Source organism: Eggerthella timonensis (assembly GCF_900184265.1).
GTDB lineage: Bacteria > Actinomycetota > Coriobacteriia > Coriobacteriales > Eggerthellaceae > Eggerthella > Eggerthella timonensis.
In genome coordinates this window covers 3419956-3443026 of sequence record NZ_FXXA01000002.1, presented here as the reverse complement: position 1 = coordinate 3443026, position 23071 = coordinate 3419956, and the positions used below count along the sequence as shown (strand labels likewise).

The 23071-nt window shown below is 66.1% G+C and carries 19 protein-coding genes; 15 read left to right on the top strand and 4 right to left on the bottom strand.

What is annotated here, in order from left to right; all coding sequences use genetic code 11:
• The first annotated feature begins 86 nt into the window (after positions 1-86).
• Together C1A15_RS14665 and C1A15_RS14660 are read left to right on the top strand one after the other, a co-directional pair.
• Positions 87-797, top strand: a complete 711-nt coding sequence (locus tag C1A15_RS14665; RefSeq protein WP_101723252.1) for a TVP38/TMEM64 family protein — start codon at positions 87-89, stop codon at positions 795-797.
• 302 nt (positions 798-1099) lie between these two features.
• A complete protein-coding gene (locus C1A15_RS14660) occupies positions 1100-1984 on the top strand; it encodes a methionyl aminopeptidase (RefSeq protein WP_101723251.1) in 885 nt (294 codons plus the stop codon).
• Between the two features lie 175 nt (positions 1985-2159).
• Here the strand turns inward: C1A15_RS14660 and C1A15_RS14655 are convergent, their stop codons facing one another.
• Positions 2160-3815: an FAD-dependent oxidoreductase gene (locus C1A15_RS14655; RefSeq protein ID WP_101723250.1), complete on the bottom strand. Its 1656-nt coding sequence runs from the start codon at positions 3813-3815 to the stop codon at positions 2160-2162.
• A 291-nt stretch (positions 3816-4106) separates the two neighbouring features.
• On the opposite strand from C1A15_RS14655, the gene C1A15_RS14650 reads away from it, so the two are divergent.
• From C1A15_RS14650 to C1A15_RS14640, 3 genes are all read left to right on the top strand, one after another.
• Entirely contained in the window at positions 4107-5591 is a 1485-nt protein-coding gene (locus tag C1A15_RS14650; RefSeq protein ID WP_101723249.1) for a helix-turn-helix transcriptional regulator, read from the top strand.
• Between the two features lie 192 nt (positions 5592-5783).
• Positions 5784-6029, top strand: coding sequence for a hypothetical protein (locus tag C1A15_RS14645; protein WP_101723248.1), 246 nt, complete (start codon positions 5784-5786; stop codon positions 6027-6029).
• Positions 6016-6852: a hypothetical protein gene (locus C1A15_RS14640; RefSeq protein WP_101723247.1), complete on the top strand. Its 837-nt coding sequence runs from the start codon at positions 6016-6018 to the stop codon at positions 6850-6852. Before C1A15_RS14645 ends, C1A15_RS14640 begins: the two co-directional genes overlap by 14 nt.
• A 96-nt stretch (positions 6853-6948) precedes the next feature.
• On the opposite strand, the gene C1A15_RS14635 is transcribed toward C1A15_RS14640, so the two are convergent.
• From C1A15_RS14635 to C1A15_RS14625, 3 genes are all read right to left on the bottom strand, one after another.
• Positions 6949-7377 (bottom strand): FKBP-type peptidyl-prolyl cis-trans isomerase, encoded by a 429-nt coding sequence (locus tag C1A15_RS14635; RefSeq protein WP_101723246.1) that lies wholly within the window; start codon positions 7375-7377, stop codon positions 6949-6951.
• Between the two features lie 226 nt (positions 7378-7603).
• Positions 7604-8038 carry an FKBP-type peptidyl-prolyl cis-trans isomerase gene (locus C1A15_RS14630; protein WP_101723245.1) on the bottom strand — a complete coding sequence of 145 codons (435 nt, stop codon included), beginning with the start codon at positions 8036-8038 and terminating at the stop codon, positions 7604-7606.
• Complete coding sequence (locus tag C1A15_RS14625) at positions 8035-9318, bottom strand: glutamate-cysteine ligase family protein (protein WP_101723244.1); 1284 nt, start codon at positions 9316-9318, stop codon at positions 8035-8037. Before C1A15_RS14625 ends, C1A15_RS14630 begins: the two co-directional genes overlap by 4 nt.
• Positions 9319-9456: 138 nt before the next feature.
• Between C1A15_RS14625 and C1A15_RS14620 the strand changes: the two genes are divergently transcribed.
• The 10 genes from C1A15_RS14620 (at position 9457) to C1A15_RS14575 (ending at position 22991) form a co-directional block, all read left to right on the top strand.
• Positions 9457-11316: a polysaccharide biosynthesis protein gene (locus C1A15_RS14620; protein ID WP_101723243.1), complete on the top strand. Its 1860-nt coding sequence runs from the start codon at positions 9457-9459 to the stop codon at positions 11314-11316.
• Between the two features lie 362 nt (positions 11317-11678).
• Positions 11679-12743, top strand: a complete 1065-nt coding sequence (gene argC / locus C1A15_RS14615) for an N-acetyl-gamma-glutamyl-phosphate reductase (RefSeq protein ID WP_101723242.1) — start codon at positions 11679-11681, stop codon at positions 12741-12743.
• A gap of 36 nt (positions 12744-12779) precedes the next feature.
• Positions 12780-14042, top strand: a complete 1263-nt coding sequence (gene argJ / locus C1A15_RS14610; protein ID WP_101723241.1) for a bifunctional glutamate N-acetyltransferase/amino-acid acetyltransferase ArgJ — start codon at positions 12780-12782, stop codon at positions 14040-14042.
• Entirely contained in the window at positions 14039-15025 is a 987-nt protein-coding gene (gene argB / locus C1A15_RS14605; protein WP_101723240.1) for an acetylglutamate kinase, read from the top strand. Before argJ ends, argB begins: the two co-directional genes overlap by 4 nt.
• 21 nt (positions 15026-15046) lie before the next feature.
• Positions 15047-16327 carry an aminotransferase class III-fold pyridoxal phosphate-dependent enzyme gene (locus tag C1A15_RS14600; protein ID WP_101723239.1) on the top strand — a complete coding sequence of 427 codons (1281 nt, stop codon included), beginning with the start codon at positions 15047-15049 and terminating at the stop codon, positions 16325-16327.
• Between the two features lie 202 nt (positions 16328-16529).
• Positions 16530-16958 (top strand): arginine repressor, encoded by a 429-nt coding sequence (locus tag C1A15_RS14595; RefSeq protein ID WP_101723238.1) that lies wholly within the window; start codon positions 16530-16532, stop codon positions 16956-16958.
• 179 nt (positions 16959-17137) lie between these two features.
• Positions 17138-18511 (top strand): argininosuccinate synthase, encoded by a 1374-nt coding sequence (locus C1A15_RS14590; RefSeq protein WP_101723237.1) that lies wholly within the window; start codon positions 17138-17140, stop codon positions 18509-18511.
• 9 nt (positions 18512-18520) lie between these two features.
• On the top strand, positions 18521-19921 hold the full coding sequence (gene argH / locus C1A15_RS14585) for an argininosuccinate lyase (protein WP_101723236.1): 1401 nt from the start codon (positions 18521-18523) through the stop codon (positions 19919-19921).
• 201 nt (positions 19922-20122) lie between these two features.
• Entirely contained in the window at positions 20123-22372 is a 2250-nt protein-coding gene (locus tag C1A15_RS14580; RefSeq protein WP_101723235.1) for a transglycosylase domain-containing protein, read from the top strand.
• Between the two features lie 112 nt (positions 22373-22484).
• A complete protein-coding gene (locus C1A15_RS14575) occupies positions 22485-22991 on the top strand; it encodes a hypothetical protein (protein ID WP_101723808.1) in 507 nt (168 codons plus the stop codon).
• The last annotated feature ends 80 nt before the right edge of the window (positions 22992-23071 follow it).

Genomic DNA, 23071 nt, shown 5'->3' with positions numbered 1-23071 from the left:
GCCGGACGGCAACCACTTCTGCGCCACCTCGTCCGATAATCGTCCCAGGCACGATCGCCCGGACGGTCGGCCGGGAAGGCGGCGATATGGACGATGGCAAGCGGTTGCGCAGACGGCGATGGGCGATCCTCGCCGTGATCGTCTGCGTGCTTGCGGCCGTCCTCGTGGCGATGCTCCTGCACGGTCGCGAGGTGCTCGCGTTCTTCACGAACGGCCATCGCGTCCAGCAGCAGGTGGAGCGCCTGGGGCCGCTCGCCCCCGTCGCGCTCGGGGCGCTCGTAGTGCTGCAGGAGGCGACCGTCGTCGTGCCGAGCGAGCCGCTCGAGCTGGCGGCGGGCTACGCGTTCGGTTTCTGGAAGGGAGCGCTCGTCTACCTCGCCGCCAGCGTGGTCGGCTGCCTCGCCATCATCGGCATCGTGCGGCTGTGGGGCGACAAGGTGTTGGTCGCGTTCCTTTCGCCGAAGCGGCGGGCGGAGCTGGCGCGTTTGCGCGAGGCGCGAAAGCTCGACCTCGCCATCCTCGCGGCGTTCTTCATCCCCGGCTTGCCGAAGGATCTCATGGCCTACTTCGCCGCGCTCGCCGGCATGCGCCCTGCGCACCTCGTGATCGTTACGACGGCGGGAAGGTTGCCGTCGGTGCTGGCCATCACGCTGGGATCCTCGCTTGCCGCCGCGGGCGACTGGCGGGCCATGGCCGTCGTGTTCGCCGTCACGGCCGCAGCCGTGCTGATCGGCGTCCTCGTCTACCACCGCTTCAAGCGCCGCCACGGCGGGAGCGCGGGGGCGTCGCGGAAGTAGCCTTTCGCGGCGCGTGCGGATGCCCCCGCTTCCGGTTTTTGGGCGCAAATCGGCACCCATGACAATTCGGAGGATGAAATCGAGCGGCCAAAGAACGAGCGAGCTCCCGTCACCTGGGTTTTCTTGTGACCCCAGCGTGGCAAACCGCCTCCTGCCCGCCCCGAGATTGTCAGGAGTGCCGTTTTGCGCCCAAGGTCGGGGGTTCTGCGTTTCGATTGCGGAAACCCTCGCACCGGCGGGCTTTCACGATGTTCGCGGGGGCTAACAGGGGTACAATAGCCCGCGAACGAAAGGACAACGCTATGTATGACGGCAAAGGACAGCCCGGTCGCAACGACGAATGCTGGTGCGGCAGCGGCAAGAAGTACAAGAAGTGCCACCTCGATTTCGACGAGCGCCTGCAGAGCCTCTACGAGCAGGGCTTCGAGCTGCCCGAGCGCGCGCTGCTGAAGAGTTCCGCCGACATCGAGGGCATCAAGAAGAGCGCGGCCATCAACATCGGCGTGCTCGACTACGTGTCCGGGCGCATCGGGCCGGGCACGACCACCGGCGAGGTGGACCGGTGGGTGCACGACTACACGGTGGAGCGCGGCGGCATCCCCGCGGACCTCGGCTACGAGGGTTTCCCCAACAGCGTGTGCACGTCGGTGAACGAAGTGGTCTGCCATGGCATCCCCTCCGACGACCATGTGCTGGTGGAGGGCGACATCGTGAACGTGGACTGCTCCACCATCCTCGACGGCTACTACTCGGATTCCTCGCGCATGTTCTGCATCGGGGACGTGTCGCCCGAGCGGCAGCGCCTGGTGGACGAGACGAAGAAGGCCATGGAAGCGGGCCTCGCCGCCATCGAGCCCTGGGGGCTGCTCGGCGACGTGGGCGCGGCCGTGAACGCGTACGCGAAGGAGCAGGGCTTCTCGGTGGTGCGCGAGTTCGGCGGCCACGGCATCGGGTTCGACTTCCACGAGGACCCGTTCGTGAGCCATGTGGCCGAGGCGGGCACGGGCATGGTGCTCGTGCCGGGGCTCGTGTTCACCATCGAACCCATGGTGAACGCCGGCGAGGCGCCCATCGACATGTCCGATCCCAACGGCTGGACCGTGCGCACGGCCGACCGCTCGGACACGGCCCAGTGGGAGGTCCAGGTGGCTATCACGGAAGACGGTTACGAGCTGCTGAGCTGGTAGCTCACGATCGGTCGGCGGCCGCGCAACGCGAACGCCCGGCGCCGCATCGGCGCGCCGGGCGTTCGGGAATCGCATATTCGCCCCAAACACACGCCTCAGCGCAACCAGGCGTGTTTTCGGAGCGAATATGGTTGCGGAGGAGCCGGGAAGGGGGTCGGCTCTCCTGCGCGGGCCGCTACTTCTCGGCCACCATGCGGCCGATGACGTAGCCTTCGGTGTAGCAGCGGCCCAGCGACAGGCCGAACACGGTCAGCGGGTAGTCGATGCCGCCGTAGAAGCCGCCCGAGCAGTTGCCGATGGCGTACAGGTTCTCGATGACCTCGCCTTCCGGGGTGAGGCACTCGTGGTTCGGGTTCACGTCCACGCCCGAGCAGATGGCGCTCATGCGCACGTGGCGATGGATGCCGTAGAAGGGCGGGGTGTCCACGGGGATCAGGTAGTTCGCAGGCTTGCCGAAGTCCTCGTCCTTGCCGGCGGCGACCAGCTCGTTGTAGCGCTTGACGCTCTCGACGAACGCGGCCTTGTCGGTGATCTCCAGCTTGTCTGCTAACTCTTCCAGCGTGTCGGCCTTGAACGTGTTGATCTGGCCTTCGAACACTCCTTCGCGCTCCACGTCCTCCTCGGGCATGTACACTTTGAGCGCCTCGGGGTCTACGAGCTTGCCCGGCCACTCGGCCGCCGCTTCCATGTAGTTGCTGTCGAACACCTGGCAGTAATGGCCGGAATCCTCCTTCGAGCGCAGGTAGCAGTTCATAAGCGACATCTCCACCGTCTCGCTGGCGAAGCGCTTGCCGTTCATCTTCACGGCCAGAAACGGCATGTCGCACATGGAAGCCGGGCCCGCATCGAAGTCGTGGAGCATCTTCGTGTGCGCGAGGTCCTCGATCTTGCCGCCGGCCCACACCACCATCTTGTGGCCGTCGCCGGTCTTGTTCGTCTGCTTGGGCTCGAAGTTCGTCATGTCGGGCTGGTAGTAGTGCAGCATCTCCTCGTCGTTCTGGTAGTCGCCGCACGCCACGATCACGCCTTTCGAGGCGTTGAACTGCACGTGCCCGTCCTTGCCCTTCGCGATGACCCCGGTAACCTTGCCGCCATCGTCGGTGACGAGCTGCTCGGCGGGCGTTGAGTAGAAGATCTCGACGCCCTCCTTCTCGGCGGTGGCGGCCAGCGCGCGCATGCCGTCGCCGGTGTTGTAGGGCTTGGGGCCGAAGAACGACGTGATGAAGTTGATCTGGTAGCCGTGCTTGTTGATCAGGGGCATATGTTGCACGTTGCCCTGGTCGATCACCTGCGCGCCGCCTTCGAGCGACTTCTCGATGACCCACTTCACGGCCTCGCCTGAGTTCTGCGCCCACAGCTCCACGAGCTCGCGGTTGGGACGGTGCTGGCTGTCGGCGATGAGCCGCGACACGAGGTTGGCGATGTCGGCGGGATCGCTCGTGGCCAGGTCGATGCCGCTTCCCGAGTTGCCCTGGGCGATGGCCTGCGACTCCTTCTGCAGCAGCGCCACCTTCGCGCCCGCCTCGAGGGCCGACAGCGCGGCCGGCACGCCCGACGCGCCGGCGCCTATGACCACGACGTCGAAGTCCTTCGTCTCCTTGACGTCGGCGATGGCTTCGGGCGCGGCGAGGAAGCTCGGCATGCCGGTGCGCAGGTGGCCGGCGGCCGTGGTAGCCTCGTCGGTCGTGCTCGCAGCGCTGGCCGAGCCTGCGCCGTTCGTTGCCTGCGGTGCGCAGGATGCCAGCGCCCCGGCGCCCACGACGCCCGCAGCCGCGAGGCCTCCGAACTTGAACAGATCGCGCCTGCTGATTCCATTGACGTGCTCGTGCATGATGCCCTCCTAGCGTGACGGTCCTTCGTGTTCGCCCCGCCCGGCGGTGGCGAACCCCTCGAAACGCACCATAGCCCGCCGCCGCGCGCTTGTCGTTCGTCCACGGGCCAGAAAACCGGGGTTATTTTCATCATCCTTAGGCATCATCCCATTGATGATCAGGCATTACGATGAGCAATCACCCACGTGTCGCACTGAGCGCTCTGGGCATCGGACGGCGGGTTCGCTACAATGGAGGCCACCGAAACGCTGGGGAGGGGGTGTCGGCAGGCTGTGCGCCGGCTTCGTAGTATGGTGAACGATGAGAGGGTAGAGGAAGATATCGCATCCGAGGAGCGCGACGGGGACGCGAGCGCGACGGGCGTGCGCCCTCCGGGGCCGCTGCTGCCATGGTTGCCGTCCATTCCGCTGTTCTTCCTCGGGCTGGGCGTGTACCGCGCGTGGATCGAAATTGTGTTCGTGGGCTCGTTCGTCGAGTTTCCTGCGGCCGCCGTCGCAGGCCATGACGCGTTCGACATCGTGATGATCGCCACGATGTTCGTCTGCGCCGCCTGTGCGAAGCGCATCGGGCCGCTGTTCGGGAAGCGTTCGGTGTACGTCGTCGCGGGCTTGTCGCTCACGGCGTCAACGCTCGGCATGTTCGCGTCGATCTGGGTTCCAGGGTGGGCCGACGCGCTTGCCGTGCCGGCCGTGCTGCTGGGAGGCTTCGGCATCGCGCTCGTCATCCTGCTGTGGTCGGAGCTGTACGGCTGCCTCAACCCGTTCCGCGTGGCGCTGTACTACTCGGCGTCCATGATCGTGGCCGCGCTCGTCATCTACGGCTGCCGCGGGCTGCTGCTGCCGTGGCTCGGCGCCATCGTGCTCGTGCTGCCCATCCTGTCGCTCACCACCTGCGCGGCCGGGTTCCGCTCGCTGCCGCCCGACGAGCTTCCGCGGGCCGAGCCGTCGCGGTTCTCGTTCCCGTGGAAGATCGTGCTGCTCATGGCCATCTACGCGTTCGCGTACGGGCTGAAGGAGTCGTCGATGTACCAGTCGACGTTCGGGCCGCACTCGGCGTTCGGCACGCTGGCGGTGGCCGGCATCGTGTTCGCGGGCGTCATCGCGCGCGGTGGCAAGTTCGACTTCGGCGTGATCTACCGCATCGCGCTGCCGCTCATGGTGGCGGCGTTCCTCATCCTGCCGAACGTGGGCGTGCTGGGGCAGGCCGCGTCCGATTTCTGCACGAGCGCCTCGTACACGGCGTTCTCCATCCTCATCATGCTCATCATGGCGAACCTGTGCTACCGCTACGGTATGTCGGCCGTGTGGCTGTTCGGTATCGAACGCGGCGTTCGCGCGCTGTTCACCCTGTTCGGACGGCAGGCCGAGCAGCTGCTGGGCGCGCCGGCGTTCGGGCTCGCCGGGTCGCAGGCCGTCGTCAGCGCGCTCGTGGTCATCCTCGTGGTGGCGGCCACGATGATCCTGTTCTCGGAGAAGGAGCTGTCCAGCCGCTGGGGCGTGTCGTTTTTGGGCGAAGAGGGCGACGCGGGCGACCGGGCCATCGTGAAGAAGCAGGAGCTGGCGAACCGGTGCCAGGAACTGGCGCGCACCTACGGGCTTTCGCCGCGTGAGGAGGAGGTGCTGCTGTTGCTGGCGCAGCATAAGACCGTCGGCTCCATCGAGCGCGAGCTGTTCATCGCGAACGGCACGGCAAAAACCCATATCCGCCACATCTATCGCAAGCTCGACATCCACTCGCGCGACGAGCTGACCGATTTGCTTGGATTGTTCGAATAAATTACAAACAAATGTTCGTATAGTGTGATATACTGTCGTCAACCGAAAAGAGCCAGTGCAAGCGCTGAACCGGCATCCTCGCCTTAGCCGGGCAGCCCATAGATGACAGCGGTGTTCCACGCCGTCCGTACCACGCTTGCAGGATCGAGCATCCTCCCCACGCCCTGGAACATCGTTATGAGGTGTTGCATCATGTCTGCATTCGGACAACGGTCGTCGTGCGCCTATCCCGCATCGCTCGTGCTCATCGAAACGCTGCCCCTGTGCCGCATCGTCGTGTCGGACGAGCCGGGGGAGGAGGTGCCATCCGATATCCCCCTGTTCGACGACGAGGTCGCGGCTGCGGCGGTGCCCGAATGCCCGGCGCGCTGCGTTGCGGTCATGCCGTGCGCCGACGCGCTCGCGCTGTTGGAGGAGGTCGGCCATGTCGGATGGTAGCGCTTGGGAACGCGAGGCGCTCGACGTCAAGCAGATCCCCTCGCTGCAGATGCTGTTGCGCTGCTGCGACGAGAAGCTGCTCGTTCGCGCCATTGTCGAGGATCATGCGGCGCGCGCGGGCGACTGGGGCGCGCTTCCTGCGAAGCGGCGCCGTGCGGCGGAGAAGCGCCTGACGGCCACGATCGCCACGATGCGCGGCTTGCCGCTCGACAAGAAGCGCGCACGCGGAAGCCTGCTGTTGCCGGACGAGTCGTTCGTGCTGCACGCGCGCAGCGGGCTGATCGAGCGGCGCGTATCCGCTGCGCTCGTCTCGCTCGACGACGTGCCTCGTGCGCGCCAAGCGGTCGTGCGCGGAGACGCGGCCGCCGGGGAAGGCGAGGGGCCCGCACCCCGCCCCTATACGCTCGAGCCGTGGGAGCGGACGCTCGCTTGCCGGGTATGGCTCGGCGGCTCGTGGTGCTGCCGGGAACGCTACCTCGTGCTGGCCTCGGCGTTTTGGGAGATGACGTACCTCGGGTTCGAGTACGAGCGCGTCAGCGCACGCCAAGCCGAAGAGAAGGCGCGCCGTTTGGTGGAGGAAGGGGCGCCCGATGGGGACGATGCCCGCGCGCCTTCGGGGGCGGGGACGAAGCCTGCTGAGCCGCGATCGGCGGCCGACGAGCGGCTGCGTCAGGCGAATGCGTACGGGCTCGTCGAGCCCGACCTGTTCGCGCGCGACTACCGCGATCGGCTCGCAGCATGCGTCGCGCGGCTCAACGGACAAAGCCGGCAGGCGCTTTGGTCGCGTTTGCTCGACGTGGCCGATCGCCTGGGGAAGGGCTGAGCGACGGGCAACGGATCGCGTCCGCGCGGTGACGGGCAAACGGGAAGAGGCGCCCGCAGGCGCCTCTTCCCGAGAAAAACCGATGATCGGTCGACGTTAGTCGGCGACCTCGACGAGCGTGATCTCGAAGTTGAGGTCCTTGCCCGCCAGCTCGTGGTTCATGTCGAACGTTGCGATGCCGTCCTCGATGGAGCGCACGAACACGGGGAAGGGCTGGCCGCCCGGGCCCATCATGTACACCGTCTGACCGACGGGAAGCTGGTCGCCGTTCGGGATCTGGTCGACGGGAACCTGCTGCACCATGGCCTCGTCGCGCTCGCCGTACGCCTCGGCGGCGGGGATGTGCACGTTCTTCGTGTCGCCCTGGGCCATGTCCTTCACGGCCGTGTCGAACCCGGGGATCATCTGGCCGGCCATGCAGGTGAACTCGATGGGCTCGCCGCGGTCGACCGAGGAGTCGAACTTCGAGCCATCATCGAGCGTGCCCGTGTAGTGGACCTTGACCTTCTTGCCTTCGTTGCTCATGAAGAGCTCCTTTCGAGAGAATGCAATGCCCCACAGTCTACCCGAGGGTCTCGGGCTTTCCGGATCGCGCGGCAAACTTGCTCCAAGTCGCCATAAGTCCGTAACCCCTGCTGCACCGCCCGCTTGCATCATTGGGCGCTGCCTATGAGCCACCGCGCCATGGGCGTGCCCTCATCGCCCGCGCCCGCCCGCCGCGCCACCGCGCCGTGCGCCCGCCGGCACCGGGCTAGCGATCCGGCAGGTCGTACACGTCGAGCAGCGTGATCTCGAAGTTGAGCGCCTTGGCGATGGCCTCGTCGTTCATGTCGAACACGGCAAGCTCGTCGTCGAGCTCGACGAGGCGCGCGGGGAACGTCTGCCCGTCGGGCTGCTCCAGGTTGACCAGCTCGCCCACCACGAGCTTGACGCTTGCGGGTATCTTCGCGCGCTCCACCCGGATCACGCGTTCGTCGGTGTGCTCTTCCCATGCCTCGTTCGCGCCCACGTGCGCGCAGCGCGTCTCGCCAACCGCCATGTCCCGCACCGTCTCGATGAACACCGGCGGCATCCATCCTTCCACGCAGGGGAACTCGATGGGCTGCTCGATCTGCTCGATGAACGTGGCGCCGTCGTCGAAGTAGCCGCGATAGGCCACCTTCACCATGCGGTTCTCGTTGCTCACGCTTGCTCGCCTCGCTCCGCGAGGTCGGCCAGCGTGACGCGGCGCGCGACGAGGTCGGCGAGCGGCTCCAGAAAGCTTCGCTCGTCGTCGGCCAGCCCGCGTCGCGCGATCTCGACGACGCGGTCGCACAGCTCGGCCACCGGCTTGCCGTACACCTCGGCCTCGTAGCCGCGCGCCATGAGGTCGCTCTGAGCGGCCAGGTAGTCGGCGCGCCGCACGTCGGCGAACAGCTCGTCGAGCGCATCGAGGCTTTCCGCAGCGTAGAACAGCCCCTTGACGAGCGCCGCATAGGCGATGACGTAGGGGATGGGCATGGCGTCGGCCGGCCGGATCTCGATGTAGGTCTTCAGGCGCACGTCCGTGAAGAACATGGACACCGCATGCTCCACTTCGGCGCGCGTCATCGTGCGCGTGGCGTAGATGTCGCCGAACGTGCGGTCGGAGTAGCACCACTGCTCCTTGTGGCAGGGGATGAGGATGGCCACGGTGTCGAGGATGTACTCCGCGTAGCGGCGCAGGTCGAACGAAGGGTCCAGCACGTCGGGGACGAGGCCGCAGCGGTCGTTGTCCACGTGCTGCCAGATGTCCGTGCGCACCAGCTGATGCTTGCGCGGCTTGCCCTCGAACACAGGCGTGTTGTCGCACATGAGCGAGAGCATCGGCACGAGGGCGAACGCCAGCCGCAGCTTGCGCAGGCAGTCGGCCGTGCTCGTGTAGTCGATGGACACCTGCGTCGACGCGCTGCCGCGCATCATGCAGGGGCCGTATGCGTCGCGTTCGCCCAGGTAGAGGTTCATGAACTGGTACCGGCGCTTCGGGATGAGCTCGAGCGAGCGCGCCGTGGCCGTGGGATGGTAGCCTACCGGCAGCGCCTTCTCGCCCACGGGTTCGAGGATGGAGGCAAGGCGCTGCACGAACCCGTCGAACGCGTCGCGCGCGCAGGCGAGGTCGGCGAACGGGCCTGCGGACAGCTCGATCTGCGCCGCGGGCTCGATGGTGACGGCCTCGCTTTGACGGGCGACGCCCAAGAGGTCGCCGTGCTCGTCGGTGGTGGTGCGCGGGTAGTCGGCCTCGAGCTGGCGCAGCACCCACGCAACGCCGTGCTCTCCGCTGTAGGAGACGGGGCTCAGGTCGTCGTGCACGATGATCTGCTCCAGCTCGATGCCCAGTTCGCCCGGGCCTCCGTAAGGCTTGATGCCGCTCTCGAAGTAGCTGACGATGGCGTTGATGTTGCTTTCGCGTGCGGGCTGCGCCTGCCCGGTTGCGGCTGTTTTATTCATGTAGCAAGCTCCTGAACTTCGCGTGTCCTGTGCAATCGTGCGTTACTTTGTATACAATACCGCTTTGGTCGCCGAGCATGTCGACATGTCGGCAAATCCATATCGTTTCGCTGCCCTATTCGAAGACGAGGCCCGATTTTGGACGCTCATATCACAAAACGCACAGCGATCCTGCTGCTGCTCGACATCGTCGCGACGTACGCCGCATACTGGCTTGCATCGCTGCTCACCGATGTCGAGGGTGAGGTGTTCGTCAACAACGAGATCTACTTCATGCTGGGCATCCTCGCGCTCATCAACGTGGCCGTGCTCGGCCTGTTCCACCTGTACAACAACCTCTGGGAGTACGCCAGCGTCGACGAGGCCATCCAGATCGTGCTGGCCGTCGTGCTGTCCACCCTGGTGGGCGCCGTGTTCCTGTGGATCATCGACGTGAGGCTTCCCATCCGCGTGTTCTTCGTCTCGTGCTTCATGCTCATATTCTTCATGGGCGGCATCCGCCTCGTGTTCCGCGTCATGCGCCAGAAGAAGCGCGTGCTGGCGTCCACGCAGCGCGCGTGCGACCGCCCGCGCACGCTCGTGGTGGGCGCGGGGGAGACGGGCTCGCTGGCCATCGGCCGCATGGCCTCCAAGGACCCGCTCATGCCGGGCATCCCCATCGTGGCCACCGACGACGATCCTGCGAAGTGCGGCTCGCGCATCCACGGCGTGAAGGTGGCCGGCACCACGAACGACATCGTCGAGCTCGTGGACCGCTACAACATCGACCAGATCGTCGTGGCCATCCCGTCGTCCACGCCCGAGGAGCGCAAGCGCATCTACGGCGAGTGCACGAAGACCGACTGCAAGCTGCGCACCCTGCCCAACGTGCGCGAGCTGTCGCTCGACGAGATCGGCGACGTGCGCCTGCGCGACGTCGACGTGGCCGACCTGTTGGGCCGCGAGGAGATCATCCTCAACACGCGCGCCGTGTCGGGCTACATCGCCGGCGAGACCGTGCTGGTCACGGGCGGTGGCGGCTCCATCGGCAGCGAGCTGTGCCGCCAGCTGTGCAAGGTGGCGCCCGCGCGCATCGTCATCTTCGACATGTACGAGAACGACGCCTACATGCTGCGCAACGAGCTGCTGGCCGAGTACGACGACATCGACCTCGTCATAGAGATCGGCAACGTCTGCGACGAGGCGCGCATCAACGAGGTGTTCGCGAAGTACCTGCCGGGCGCCGTGTTCCATGCGGCCGCCCACAAGCACGTGCCCCTCATGGAGCAGTGCCCGCGCGAGGCGCTCCACAACAACGTGTTCGGCACGCTCAACGCCGTGCGCGCCGCCGACGCCTACGGGGCCGCGCGCTTCATCTTCATCTCCACCGACAAGGCCGTGAACCCCACCAGCGTCATGGGCGCCACGAAGCGCATGGGCGAGATGGTCATGCAGTACTACGCGCGCACGTCGAAGACCATCTTCTCGGCGGTTCGCTTCGGCAACGTGCTGGGTTCCAACGGCAGCGTGATCCCCGTGTTCCAGCGCCAGATCGCCGCAGGCGGCCCCATCACCGTCACGCATCCCGACATCGAGCGCTTCTTCATGACCATCCCCGAGGCGTCGCGCCTCGTCATCCAGGCGGGCGGCATGGCGAAGGGCGGCGAGATCTTCATCCTCGACATGGGCGAGCCCGTGAAGATCGTCGACTTGGCGAAGGGCCTCATCCAGCTGCAGGGCCTCACGCCCGACGTCGACGTCAAAATCGTATTCACGGGCCTGCGCGAGGGCGAGAAGATGTACGAGGAGCTGCTCATGGACGAGGAGAGCACGCTGCCCACGGACAACCATTCCATCCTCATCTCCACCGGCCAGGAGATCAGCTACAGCGAGGTGGCGGCGAAGCTCGACGAGCTGGAGGCCGCACTCACCCTCACCGACGAAGAGGCCGTGCGCGTGCTGGAGAAAACCGTGTGCACGTACTGCCACACCCCCAACAAGCACGCCTTGGCGTCCTGAGCGGCGGGGCCGCTCACCGTGCCGCGCCGAAGGCTTCCGCTGTCATCCCGAGCAAGCGAAGCGAGTCGAAGGATCCCCCTCGGCGCCAGCCCCACGATGAGCGGGCGTGCTGCCGCCCTTGCCGTGGGCGCATCGTCGCCTGAAAAAAACGCTTAGGGGCCCGTTTCCGTGTTTTTCAGGCGACGATGCGCCCGAGCGACCCGCCAATTTGCACTCTAATCTTGTCAAACGCGCCGTTCTTTCATAGGATGGGTTGCAGCACTCAAAGCGCCTCAGTTTTGTGCATACGCACAAATCGGAGGCGACGCAACGGCTTGAACGTCGCGTCCGCACGGCGGACGGCAGGTACGAAGGGGATCGACATGGCGATCACGACAGGCATCGTTGGAGCGGCCGGCTTCGCCGGCATCGAGCTGACCAGGCTCGCGTTGCGCCATCCCGACCTCGATCTCAAGGTGGTCACCTCCAACGAGCTGGCTGGCACGCCCGTGGCCGCGGAGTACCCCGGCTTCATCGGAGCCACCGACCTGGCCTTCGCCACGCACGACGATCCTGCGCTCGATGCGTGCGACCTCGTGTTCCTCGCCGTGCCGCACACCGCAGCGCTCGCGATGGCGCCGAAGCTCGTCGCGCGCGGCGCGACGGTCGTCGATCTGTCGGCCGACTTCCGCCTGAAGGACCCCGCCGTCTACGAGCGTTGGTACGCCACGCCGCACACGGCCACGGGCCTGCTCGAACGCGCCGCCTTCGGCCTGCCCGAGCTGTTTCCCGACGACCTCGAACGCGTCGCGGCCGCCCGCGCGGCGGGCGAGGGCGTGCTCGTCGCCTGCGCCGGCTGCTATCCTACGGCAACCTCGCTCGCCGCGGCGCCGGCCGTCCGCGCCGGGCTCGTGCGATCCGACGCCGCCGTGGTCGTCGACGCCATCTCGGGCGTCACGGGCGCCGGCAAGAAGGCCTCGGCGCGCACGCATTTCTGCTTCGCCGACGAGAACCTCGAGGCGTACGGCGTGGCCACCCACCGCCATACGCCCGAGATCGAGCAGATCCTCGGCCTCGAGGGACGCCTCGTGTTCACCCCGCACCTCGCGCCGCTCAATCGCGGCCTGCTGTCCACCGTGAACCTGCCGCTCGCGCCCGAAGCGCCCGCCGACGCGGGGGGGATCGTCGAGCTGTACCGGCGGTTCTACGAGGGCGACCCGTTCGTGCACGTGCTGCCGTCCGGCACCATGCCGAAGACGTCGTCGGTTGTGGGCACGAACTACGCGCACGTGGGCCTCGCCGTCAACGCGACGGCCCGCATGCTCGTGGCCGTGGGCGCGATCGACAACCTGGGCAAAGGCGCGGCCAGCCAGGCCGTGCAGTGCGCGAACGCGGTGCTGGGCCTGCCTCAGACCCGCGGGCTCGAGCCGATCTCCGTCCCGGTGTAGAAGGCCGCATCCGCCCGCAACGAGAAAGAAGCCGCTATGACCGACCAACAGATCGCTGCAATGCATCCCGCCCGTGGCGGCGTGACGGCGGCGCGCGGGTTCCGCGCTGCCGGCGTGCACGCGGGTTTCCGCAAGGATCCCGAGCGCCGCGACCTCGCGCTCGTGGTCGCCGACGAGCCGTGCGCGTGCGCGGCCGTGTTCACCCAGAACGTGTTCTGCTCGGCGCCCGTCACCGTGTCGCGCGAGCATCTCGAGGGCGTAGGCTACGGCACCGCGCGCGCCGTGGTGGTGAACTCGGGCAACGCGAACGCTGCCACGGGAGAGCCCGGGCTCGAGGCCGCGCGCGAGACGGCGCGCATCGCAGGAGACGCGGTGGGCTGCCCCGCATCCGAGGTGCTCGTCGCATCGACGGGCGTCATCGGGGTGCAGCTGCCCCTCGCCCCCTTCGGAACCGGCCTGCCGGCGGCGGTGTCGCTGCTGTCGGCCGACGGCGGCGCCGATGCGGCGCGCGCCATCATGACCACCGACACGTGCCCGAAGGAGGCCGCCGTCACGTTTTCGGGCGACGGCATCGGCTACGACGGCTGCACGTTCACGGTGGGCGGCATGGCCAAGGGCTCGGGCATGATCATGCCGAGCATGGCCACGATGATCTCCGTCCTCACCACCGACGCGCCGGTTGCTCCGAACGCGCTGCACGAGGCTCTCGTGCGCGCCGTGGGTTGCAGCTTCAACAAGGTGACGGTGGATTCCGACACGTCCACGAACGACTCCTGCTTCCTCTTCGCCAGCGGTGACGCGGCGCCGGCGGGCGCGGGCGCGTTCGATCCGGACGGGCCGGCCTTCGCCCGCTTCGAGGCCGCGCTGACGAGCGTCTGCGAGACGCTCGCGCGCATGATGGCGGCCGACGGGGAAGGGGCCTCGCGCCTCGTCACCGTGCACCTGACCGGCGCGGCCGACGACGCGGACGCCGACCTCGCGGCCCGCGCCGTGGCGAACTCGCCGCTCGTGAAGACGGCCATCTGCGGCCACGACGCGAACTGGGGCCGCATCGCCATGGCCATCGGCAAGTCGGGAGCGTCGTTCAGGCAGGAAGACGCGTCCATCGACATCATGGGCCTGCCCGTGTGCCGAGGCGGGCTCGCGCAAGCGTTCGACGAGGACGAGGCGCTGCGCCGCTTCGAGCAGCCCGAGATCGTCATCGACGTCGACCTCGGCGCGGGCGAGGCTGAAACCACGGTTTGGACGTGCGACTTCACGCACGAATACATCACGATCAACGGAGACTATCGCTCATGAAGTACGCGAAGGACACGCGCCCGAAAGGCGTATCGCACAAAGCGGCGGAAGTGCTCGTCGAGGCGCTTCCCTGGATCAAGAACATCACCGGCAAGACCGTCGTCATCAAGTACGGCGGCTCGGCCATGGTCGACGCGCAGCTGCGCGCCGACGTGATGAACGACATCGTGCTGCTGAAGATCGTCGGCGTGAACCCCGTCATCGTGCACGGAGGCGGCAAGGCCATCACCGAGGCGATGGACTTCGTGAAGCTGCCCGTGGAGTTCAAGGACGGCCAGCGCGTCACCACGCCCGAGGCCATGGACCTCGTGCGCACCGTGCTCATGGGCAAGGTGAACCAGGAGCTCGTCGAGGCGCTCAACGAGCACGGCAACTTCGCCGTGGGCGTGAGCGGCGCCGACGCGGGCGTCATCGTGGCCGAGCAGGCCAGCCCCGACTTGGGACGCGTGGGGCGCATCACGCGCATCAACAGCCCGCTCATCGACGATCTCGTGGCCGGCGACTACATCCCCGTCATCGCCTCGGTGGCCCTCGGCGAGGACGGCGGGTTCTACAACGTGAACGCGGACATGGTGGCGGGCCATATCGCGGCCGCCATCGGCGCGCACAAGGTGGTGTTCCTCACCGACGTGGACGGCCTGTACGAGAACTTCGAGAACAAGGACTCGCTCATCTCGAACCTCACGCTGTTCGAAGCGCAGTACATGGTGGAGAACAACATCGTGTCCACGGGCATGATCCCCAAGCTGAAGTCGTGCATCCACGCGCTCGACTCGGGCGTGTTCCGCGCGCACATCATCAACGGCATCACGCCGCACTCGCTGCTGCTCGAGCTTCTGACCAGCACCGGCGTGGGCACCACGATGCACTCGACTGAGGAGTCGTGCACGTTCGACACGCATCCGCTGGGCAACTTCGCCTCCAAGCTGCTGGAGAACCGCCAGCACGCCGCGGGCGCCACGCCGAACACCAAGGGCTTCTAAGGAAACGAAAGAGGGACCGCTATGGGCTTCAACGAGGAACGTCAGCTCGAATCCGAATACGTCATGGGAACCTACGCCCGCAAGCCGGTGGAGCTTGTGCGCGGGCGCGGCACGGAGGTGGAGGACGCGGAGGGGCGCACGTACCTCGACTTCGTCTCGGGCGTGGGCGCGGTGAGCCTGGGCCATTGCCATCCGGCGCTCGTGTCGGCCCTCGAGGAGCAGGCGCGCACGCTCGTCCACGTGAGCAACTACTACTACATCGAGCACCGCGGCGAGGTGGCGAAGCTCGTGTCCGATCTGCTGAACGAACGCGTTCCCGAGGGCGAGCGCGTGCCGTGGCGGAGCTTCTTCTCCAACTCGGGCGCCGAGGCGAACGAGTGCGCCTTCAAGCTGGCGCGCCTGCACGCCAAGAAGCGCGCGATGGCCGCGGCCGAGGCCGCCGGCGCCGACGAGGAGGCCGTGCGCGCCGCCTCGCTGAACGCGCCGCGCGTCATCGTCACGCTCGACGCCAGCTTCCACGGCCGCACGCTGGCCACGCTGGCCGCCACGGCGCAGCCCGCCAAGCAGGAGGCGTTCCAGCCCCTGCCCGACGGTTTCATCCGCACGCCCCTCAACGACGTCGAGGCGCTCGAGGCGCTGTTCGCCAGCCAGGGCGACGCCATCTGCGCCGTCATGGTGGAGTGCGTCCAGGGCGAGAGCGGCGTGCATCCGTGCACTCCCGAGTTCTTGGCGGCGGTGCGCCGCCTCACCGCCGAACGGGGCGCGCTCTTCATGTGCGACGAGATCCAGTGCGGCATGTACCGTTGCGGCACGTACCCCTTCGGGTTCCAGCACTTCGGCGTCACGCCCGACGTGGTGACCATCGCCAAGGGCATCGCTTCGGGCTTCCCCATGGGCATGTGCGCGGCTCGCGCGCAGGTGGCCGCCTCCTTCGATGCCGGCGACCACGGCTCCACGTTCGGCGGCAGCTGCCTTGCCGTCGCAGCCGCCGAGGCCACCGTGAAAGCGCTCGCCGCCGAGAACCTGGCCGAGAACGCCGAGCGCGTGGGCGCGTACCTGCGGGCGCAGTTGGCGACGCTGCCCCAGGTGGAGGAGGTGCGCGGCCTCGGGCTTATGGTGGCCGTGGACCTCGCCGAGGACGCGAGCGCTCCCGACGTGGTGTTGGCCGGGCTCGACGTGGGCCTGCTGCTCAACTACACGGGTCCGCGCACGCTGCGCTTCCTGCCGCCGCTCGTGTGCGCGGAGGCCGACGTCGACGTCTTGGTGGGCAAGCTGAGGGCGCTGCTGAGCGCGGCAGGCTAGCTCCACCGAGCGCGCAGTGGGGGCGTTTCGCCGAGAATCTTTCTGCACTTTTTGAAATTCTGGGGTCGGAACGCTCACGGATAGGGTACTATTTAATGCATATTTTCGCCGGGTCTTGCGCAATTCTGCATACCGCGCGAAGGTGCTTGTGATCGGAACCGTATGTGATCGTTCTCGGACGGGAACAGAGAGTATCGAGGGCATGAGGAAACGTCAACAACGGCACGACATCATTCGCGACATCATTCGCGAACATAATGTCAAGACGCAGCGCGATCTCGCTCATCAGCTGCAAGCCGCTGGGTACGAGTGCACTCAGGCCACGATCTCCCGCGACATCATGGACATGGGCCTGGTGAAGTCCCGCGAGGGTTATTACGTCCTCCCCGAGGAAATGCGGCTCCAACGCATGGTTTCCGAATTGGTTGAAGAGGTGCACGTGGCAGGCAACATGGTCGTAGTGAAGACGTTCTCCGGCGGAGCCGCCGGTGTCTCCGCTGCGCTCGATAAGGCCAGCCTGCGCGGTGCATTGGGCACGGTGGCTGGCGACAACACGATCATGATCGCGGCGGAGAGCCCTGAGGCTGCCGTCGAAGTTGAGCGCGCCATCGACCGACTGCGACGACGCTAGTCGTCGACTATATTTCTTGGCAGGGAAGCTTTTCTCCCTGCACTCACCCCCACGCTTAGTACAAGCAACAGCGTCCGAGCCGCCCGGCTCGCTCGCCTGTACCCACGAAAAGCCGTGGTGCGCATACGCGCATCATGACCGGGCATCCTCGTATCGAAATCCAGGGAAGGACCCTTGCAATGGAACAGCAAAAAGAAAAAGCCGTGCTCGCGTATTCGGGCGGTCTGGACACCTCCGTGTGCATCAAATGGCTCCAGGAAGAGAAGAACCTCGACGTCATCGCCGTGGTGGGCGACGTGGGACAGGAGCACGAGGGCCTCGAGAAGATCAAGCAGAAGGCGTTGAAGACCGGCGCCGTGGAATGCCTGGTCGTGGACATGCGCGACGTGTTCGCCCAGGACTACCTGTCCAAGGCGCTGGCGGCCAACGCCATGTACGAGAACAAGTACCCGCTCGTGTCCGCGCTGTCCCGGCCGCTGATCTCCAAGCATCTCGTCGACGCCGCGCACAAGTTCGGCGCGAAGTACATCGCGCACGGCTGCACGGGCAAGGGCAACGACCAGGTGCGCTTCGAGGCGAGCATCCTCATGCTCGATCCGGACATCGAGATTATCGCCCCGGTGCGCGAATGGGACCTGCACACCCGCCCCGAGGAGATCGACTGGGCCATCGCGCACGGCATCGACGTGCCGGCCACGAAGAAGTCGCCGTACTCCATCGACGACAACCTGTGGGGCCGGGCCATCGAGTGCGGCATCCTCGAGGATCCCTGGATGGAGCCGCCGGCGGACATCTACACGATGACGGTCGATCCCACCGAGGCGCCCGACGAACCGCAGTACGTGGAGCTCGAGTTCGCGCGCGGGCTGCCCTACGCCATCGACGGCAATCAGAAGAGCTTCCTCGGCATCATCTACGCGCTCAACGAGATCGCCGGCGCGCACGGCTACGGCCGCATCGACATGGTGGAGAACCGGCTCGTGGGCGTGAAGAGCCGCGAGTGCTACGAGGTGCCGGGCGCGCTGTCGCTCATCCAGGCGCACAAGGCGCTCGAGGACCTCGTGCTCGAGCGCGAGGTGCTGCACTTCAAGCTGGGCATGGAGCAGGAGTGGGCCAAGTGCGTGTACAACGGCCAGTGGTTCTCACCCCTCAAGGAGGCCCTCGACGCGTTCCTCGCCTCCACGCAGCGCTGCCTGGCAGGCACGGTGAAGCTCAAGTTCTACAAGGGCTCCTGCACGGTTGTGGGGCGGAAGAGCGCCTACTCGCTGTACGATTACGCGCTGGCCACCTACGACAAGGACGACGCGTTCGACCACACGGCGGCGAAGGGCTTCATCCAGCTGCAAACGCTGTCGGCGAAGACGTGGGCGGCGAATCGCCGTCAGGAGGGCGCTCCGGCCGAGCTGTTCGACGCACAGAAGAAGGTCGGCCCGCTGACGAAGGGCAAGTACGAGGACGTGACGCCGGTGTGGAAGCAGGTGGTCGAGGCGGAGAACGCCGCCGTGGTCGAAGAAGCGGAAGCGGCCCTGCAGGGCGCGTCCGAGAAGGCGTAGGGGGAGAGCATGGCTTTGTGGTCGGGCAGGTTCACCGAGAACGTGAGCGAGTTCACCCAGCGGTTCGGCGCGTCGCTGCCGGTCGACAAGGCGCTGTACGCGCAGGACATCGCCGGGTCGCAGGCGCATGCGCGCATGCTGGCGAAGGCGGGGGTCATAGCTCCCGCCGACGCCGCGGCCATCGTCGACGGGCTCGATCGCGTGAAGGCGCGCATCGAAGCGGGCGACTTCGCGTTCGACATCAACGACGAGGACATCCACATGTCCGTGGAGCGGGCGCTCATAGCCGACATCGGCGATGCGGGAGCGCGCCTGCACACGGGGCGGAGCCGCAACGACCAGGTGGCCACCGACACGCGCCTGTTCGCCAAGCAGCGTTGCAGCGACCTCATGGCGGCGAACGTGGCCCTGCGCAGCGCGCTCATCGCGCAGGCCGAGGCGCATTTCGACGTCATCCTGCCCGGCTACACCCATATGCAGCACGCTCAGCCGGTGCTGTTCTCGCATCACCTGCTGGCCTACGTGTGGATGCTCACGCGCGACTTCGAGCGCCTGGCTGCCGCACGCACGGCGGCCGACGCGAGCCCGCTCGGCTCGGCGGCGCTCGCGGGCACGACGTATCCGCTCGATCGGCAGATGACGGCGGCGGAGCTCGGCTTCTCCACCGTCATCCCGAACTCGCTCGACGCCGTGTCCGACCGCGACTTCCTGCTCGACCTGTCGTACGCGTGCAGCGTGTCCTGCATGCACCTGTCGCGTCTGTGCGAGGAGATCGTGCTGTGGTCCAGCTCCGAGTTCGCGTTCATCGAGCTGTCCGACGCGTTCTCCACGGGCTCGTCCATCATGCCGCAGAAGAAGAACCCCGACTTCGCCGAGCTCATCCGCGGCAAGACGGGCCGCGTGGTGGGCGACCTCGTGGCGCTGCTGGTCACCATGAAGGCGCTGCCGTTGGCGTACAACAAGGACCTCCAGGAGGACAAGGAGGGTGCCATCGACGCGGCCAAGACGCTCGAGGACTGCCTCGTGTGCGCCGCCGGCATGATCGAGACGATGCGCGTGGTGCCCGAGGCCATGATGGTGCAAGCGAAGAAGGGCTATCTGGCGGCCACCGACGTGGCCGACTACCTGGCCAAGAAGGGGATGCCGTTCAGGCGCGCTCACGAAGTGGTGGGGCATCTCGTGCTCGTGTGCGAGCAGCGCGGCTGCGACCTCGACGATTTGTCGCTGGCCGATTTCAAGGCCGAGAGCGACCTGTTCGAAGAGGACATCACCGCGTCGCTCGACGTGACGAGCATCGTGGCCGCCCGTACCACCGAGGGCGGCACGGGCCACGCCGCGGTGCGCGCGCAGCTGGCGCTTGCCAAGGACGCGCTCGCGGCCGATATGAATGAGACAAAGGGACGGGGATAATGTCTCATTCTGCAACGTGACCGAGAGCGGCGATTCTTCTGGGAATGAGACATTATCCCCGTCCCTTTGTCTCATTCTCAACCGCTTTTTGAGCCTCCGACCGGGCATTTCTCGTTATGACCTTTTTCCAACAAACTTGTGTTGTTTCACGGGTGGTAAAGACCCGATGGTACAATGGGCGAAGTTTTTTGGAGGTGACACGTGGCTTCACGTTCGATAAAGAATCGGCCGGGGATCAAAAAAAAGCATCCGTCCATCGGCTTTCTCATGGTGTTCACGGTGATTCTCGCCGTGATCGTTGCAGGCTGTTCGGGCATCTACGCCCTTGGCTCGTCGTGGATCGGCGATCTCGAGGACTACGATGTGTCCGACGCCTCCCAGCTCAATTCATCGCTGCCGTCCGTCGTTCTGGCGAGCGACGGCACGCAGCTCGCGCGCTTCCAGGTGGAGTACCGCGATCCGGTCGAGCTCGACGAGATCAGCGACTACGTGCTGGAAGGCACGGTGGCCACCGAGGACGAGCGCTTCTACGAGCACGGCGGGTTCGACCTCGCCGGCATCGCCCGCGCGGTGTACGTCAACCTCACCGGCTCGGGCAAGGAAGGCGCGTCAACCATCACGCAGCAGTACGTGCGCAACACCATCCTCGCCGACGAGATGACCGACATCTCGTTCAAGCGCAAGGTGCGCGAGATGTACCTGTCCGTCAAGATGGAGGAGCAGTACTCCAAAGACGAGATTCTGCTCATGTACCTCAACACCATCAACTACGGCTCGGGCGCCTACGGCATCCAGGCCGCCTCGCAGCGTTACTTCTCGAAGGACGCGAGCGAGCTGACGCTGGTCGAAGCGGCCACGCTCATCGGCATCCCCCAGTCGCCGACGTACAACAATCCCATCGACAACAAGGACAACTGCCTCGCGCGCCGCAACCTCGTGCTCGACCGCATGCTGACGAACGGCTACATCACGCAGGAGGAGCACGACGCGGCCCAGGCCGAGGAGATCGTGCTCAACCCCACTGAGACGACGGTGGACGGCCTGGAGAAATACCCCTACTTCGCAAGCTACGTGCGCGACCTGCTCATGGACGAGGACGGCGACTACCGCTACTCCGAGGACGAGATCTTCAAGGGCGGCCTCACCATCCAGACGACGCTCGACGTGAACACGCAGGAAGCCGCCGAGGCCGCCGTGAGGGAGAAGCGCGACAACCTCGATCCCGCGATCCAAGGCGCGCTCGTGTCCATCGAGCCCGAGACCGGCTACATCAAGGCGATGGTCGGCGGCGACGATTGGGAGAACAACAAGCTCAACCTGGCCACCGGCGAGCGCGGCGTCGCGAACCCCGGCCGTCCCTGCGGCTCCTCGTTCAAGGTGTTCACGCTCATTGCGGCGCTCGAGGCGGGCATCAGTCCGCAGACGATGGTCGACTGCTCGTCGCCGTCGAACATCCCCAACACGGGATACACCGGATCGAACGCGCTGCAGAACATCAACAACAACAACTACGGCACTATCAGCATCCAGCGCGCGTTCGCGAAGTCGTCGAATACGGGCTTCGTGCGGCTCGAGATGGCGGTCGGCATCGACAAGGTTATCGATACGGCCAAGAAGATGGGCATCAACTCCACGCTGGAGCCGAACCCTTCGCTGACGCTCGGCCAATCGAACGTGACGATGCTCGACATGGCCAGCGCCTACGCGATCATCGCGAACGGGGGCGTGCGCATCGACCCCACGCCCATTCTCACCATTACGAACTCGAAGGGCGAGGTGGTCGTTGACAACACCACGCCCGACACCTCGCTTTCGAAGACGCACCGCGAGCAGGTCATCTCTCCTGAGGTCGCCCACGCTGCCACCGAGGTCATGAAGACCGTCGTCAACTCCGCCGACGGTACGGGCACGAAGGCGGCCTTGGCGAACGGGCAGCCCGTCGCGGCGAAAACGGGTACCTCCACTTCGTACATGGACATCACCTTCTGCGGCATCACCCCGCAACTGTCCACGGCTATCTGGTTGGGCGACCCGAACAACGTCGAGCCGATTCCTCCGAGCGTGGGCGCCGACGACGTGTTCAGCAGCTTCATGAACGTCGTGCTCGACGGGCAGCAGGTCGAGCAGTTCCCCAACGCGTCCGATCCGGCGTACAAGACCTTCTCCGACTCGACGTACCATATCGGCGGGTACTCGTCGAACTCGTCCGACAAGAGCAAAGATGAGGACAAGGACGGGGAGAAGGACAAGGAGGACACGGACAAGTCCGACGACAAGAAGAAGGACGATCCCGCGCCCGCTCCGACTCCGACGCCCGATCCCGATCCCGCGCCCGCGCCCGATCCGAAGCCCGAACCCGAGCCGAAGCCCGAACCGAAACCGGATCCCGAGCCGACCCCGACGCCAACGCCGGATGGGAAACCCAATACGGGCGGAGGAACGACAAGCTAGATTTGCAGGCTCGGAAACCGTTCTGATACGATCGCCCCGCATGCGCGGCGCGCAGCGGGGCGAACCGCTACGATAGTCCAACGATGATTCGATGCAAGAGAGCAGGTACGACATGAAACATACGAGATTCGCCAAGGTGCTCGTCGCCATGTTCGCGGGCGTTTTGATGGTGGCGGCCTTGGGCGGATGCGCGCAGCAGGATACGGCGGCCACGCAGCAGCAATCCGAGAACCGTCAATACATGACCCAGGTCAACCAAGTAATGGACGACTTGAAGACGCGCCTGGAAAGCTTCACCGACGCGGTGTCGCGCGGCGACGTGGTGGGCATGCGCACGCAAGCCGATAACGCGTTCAAGGCCATCGACGACCTGAACAACATCAACGTCCCCGACGCCCTCAAGGACATCCAGAAGGAATACGTCGACGGCACGACCGACCTCAAGGACGCGCTCAACTCCTACATCGACCTGTACACGGAAATCGACAGCGCCACCGAGGAGCAGCCGTTCGACTACTCCACGTACGACCAGCGCATCCAGGACATCAAGTCGAAGTACGACGAGGGCATCGGCAAGCTCCAGTCCGGCGACAACAAAGCCAGCGAGCTTCCCGAATAGACCCAGATCGACCTTGTGCGAACAAAGGCAGCCTTGGGCTGCCTTTGTTCTTTTTCTCGCCGCCCACGTCGCCCTTCTGG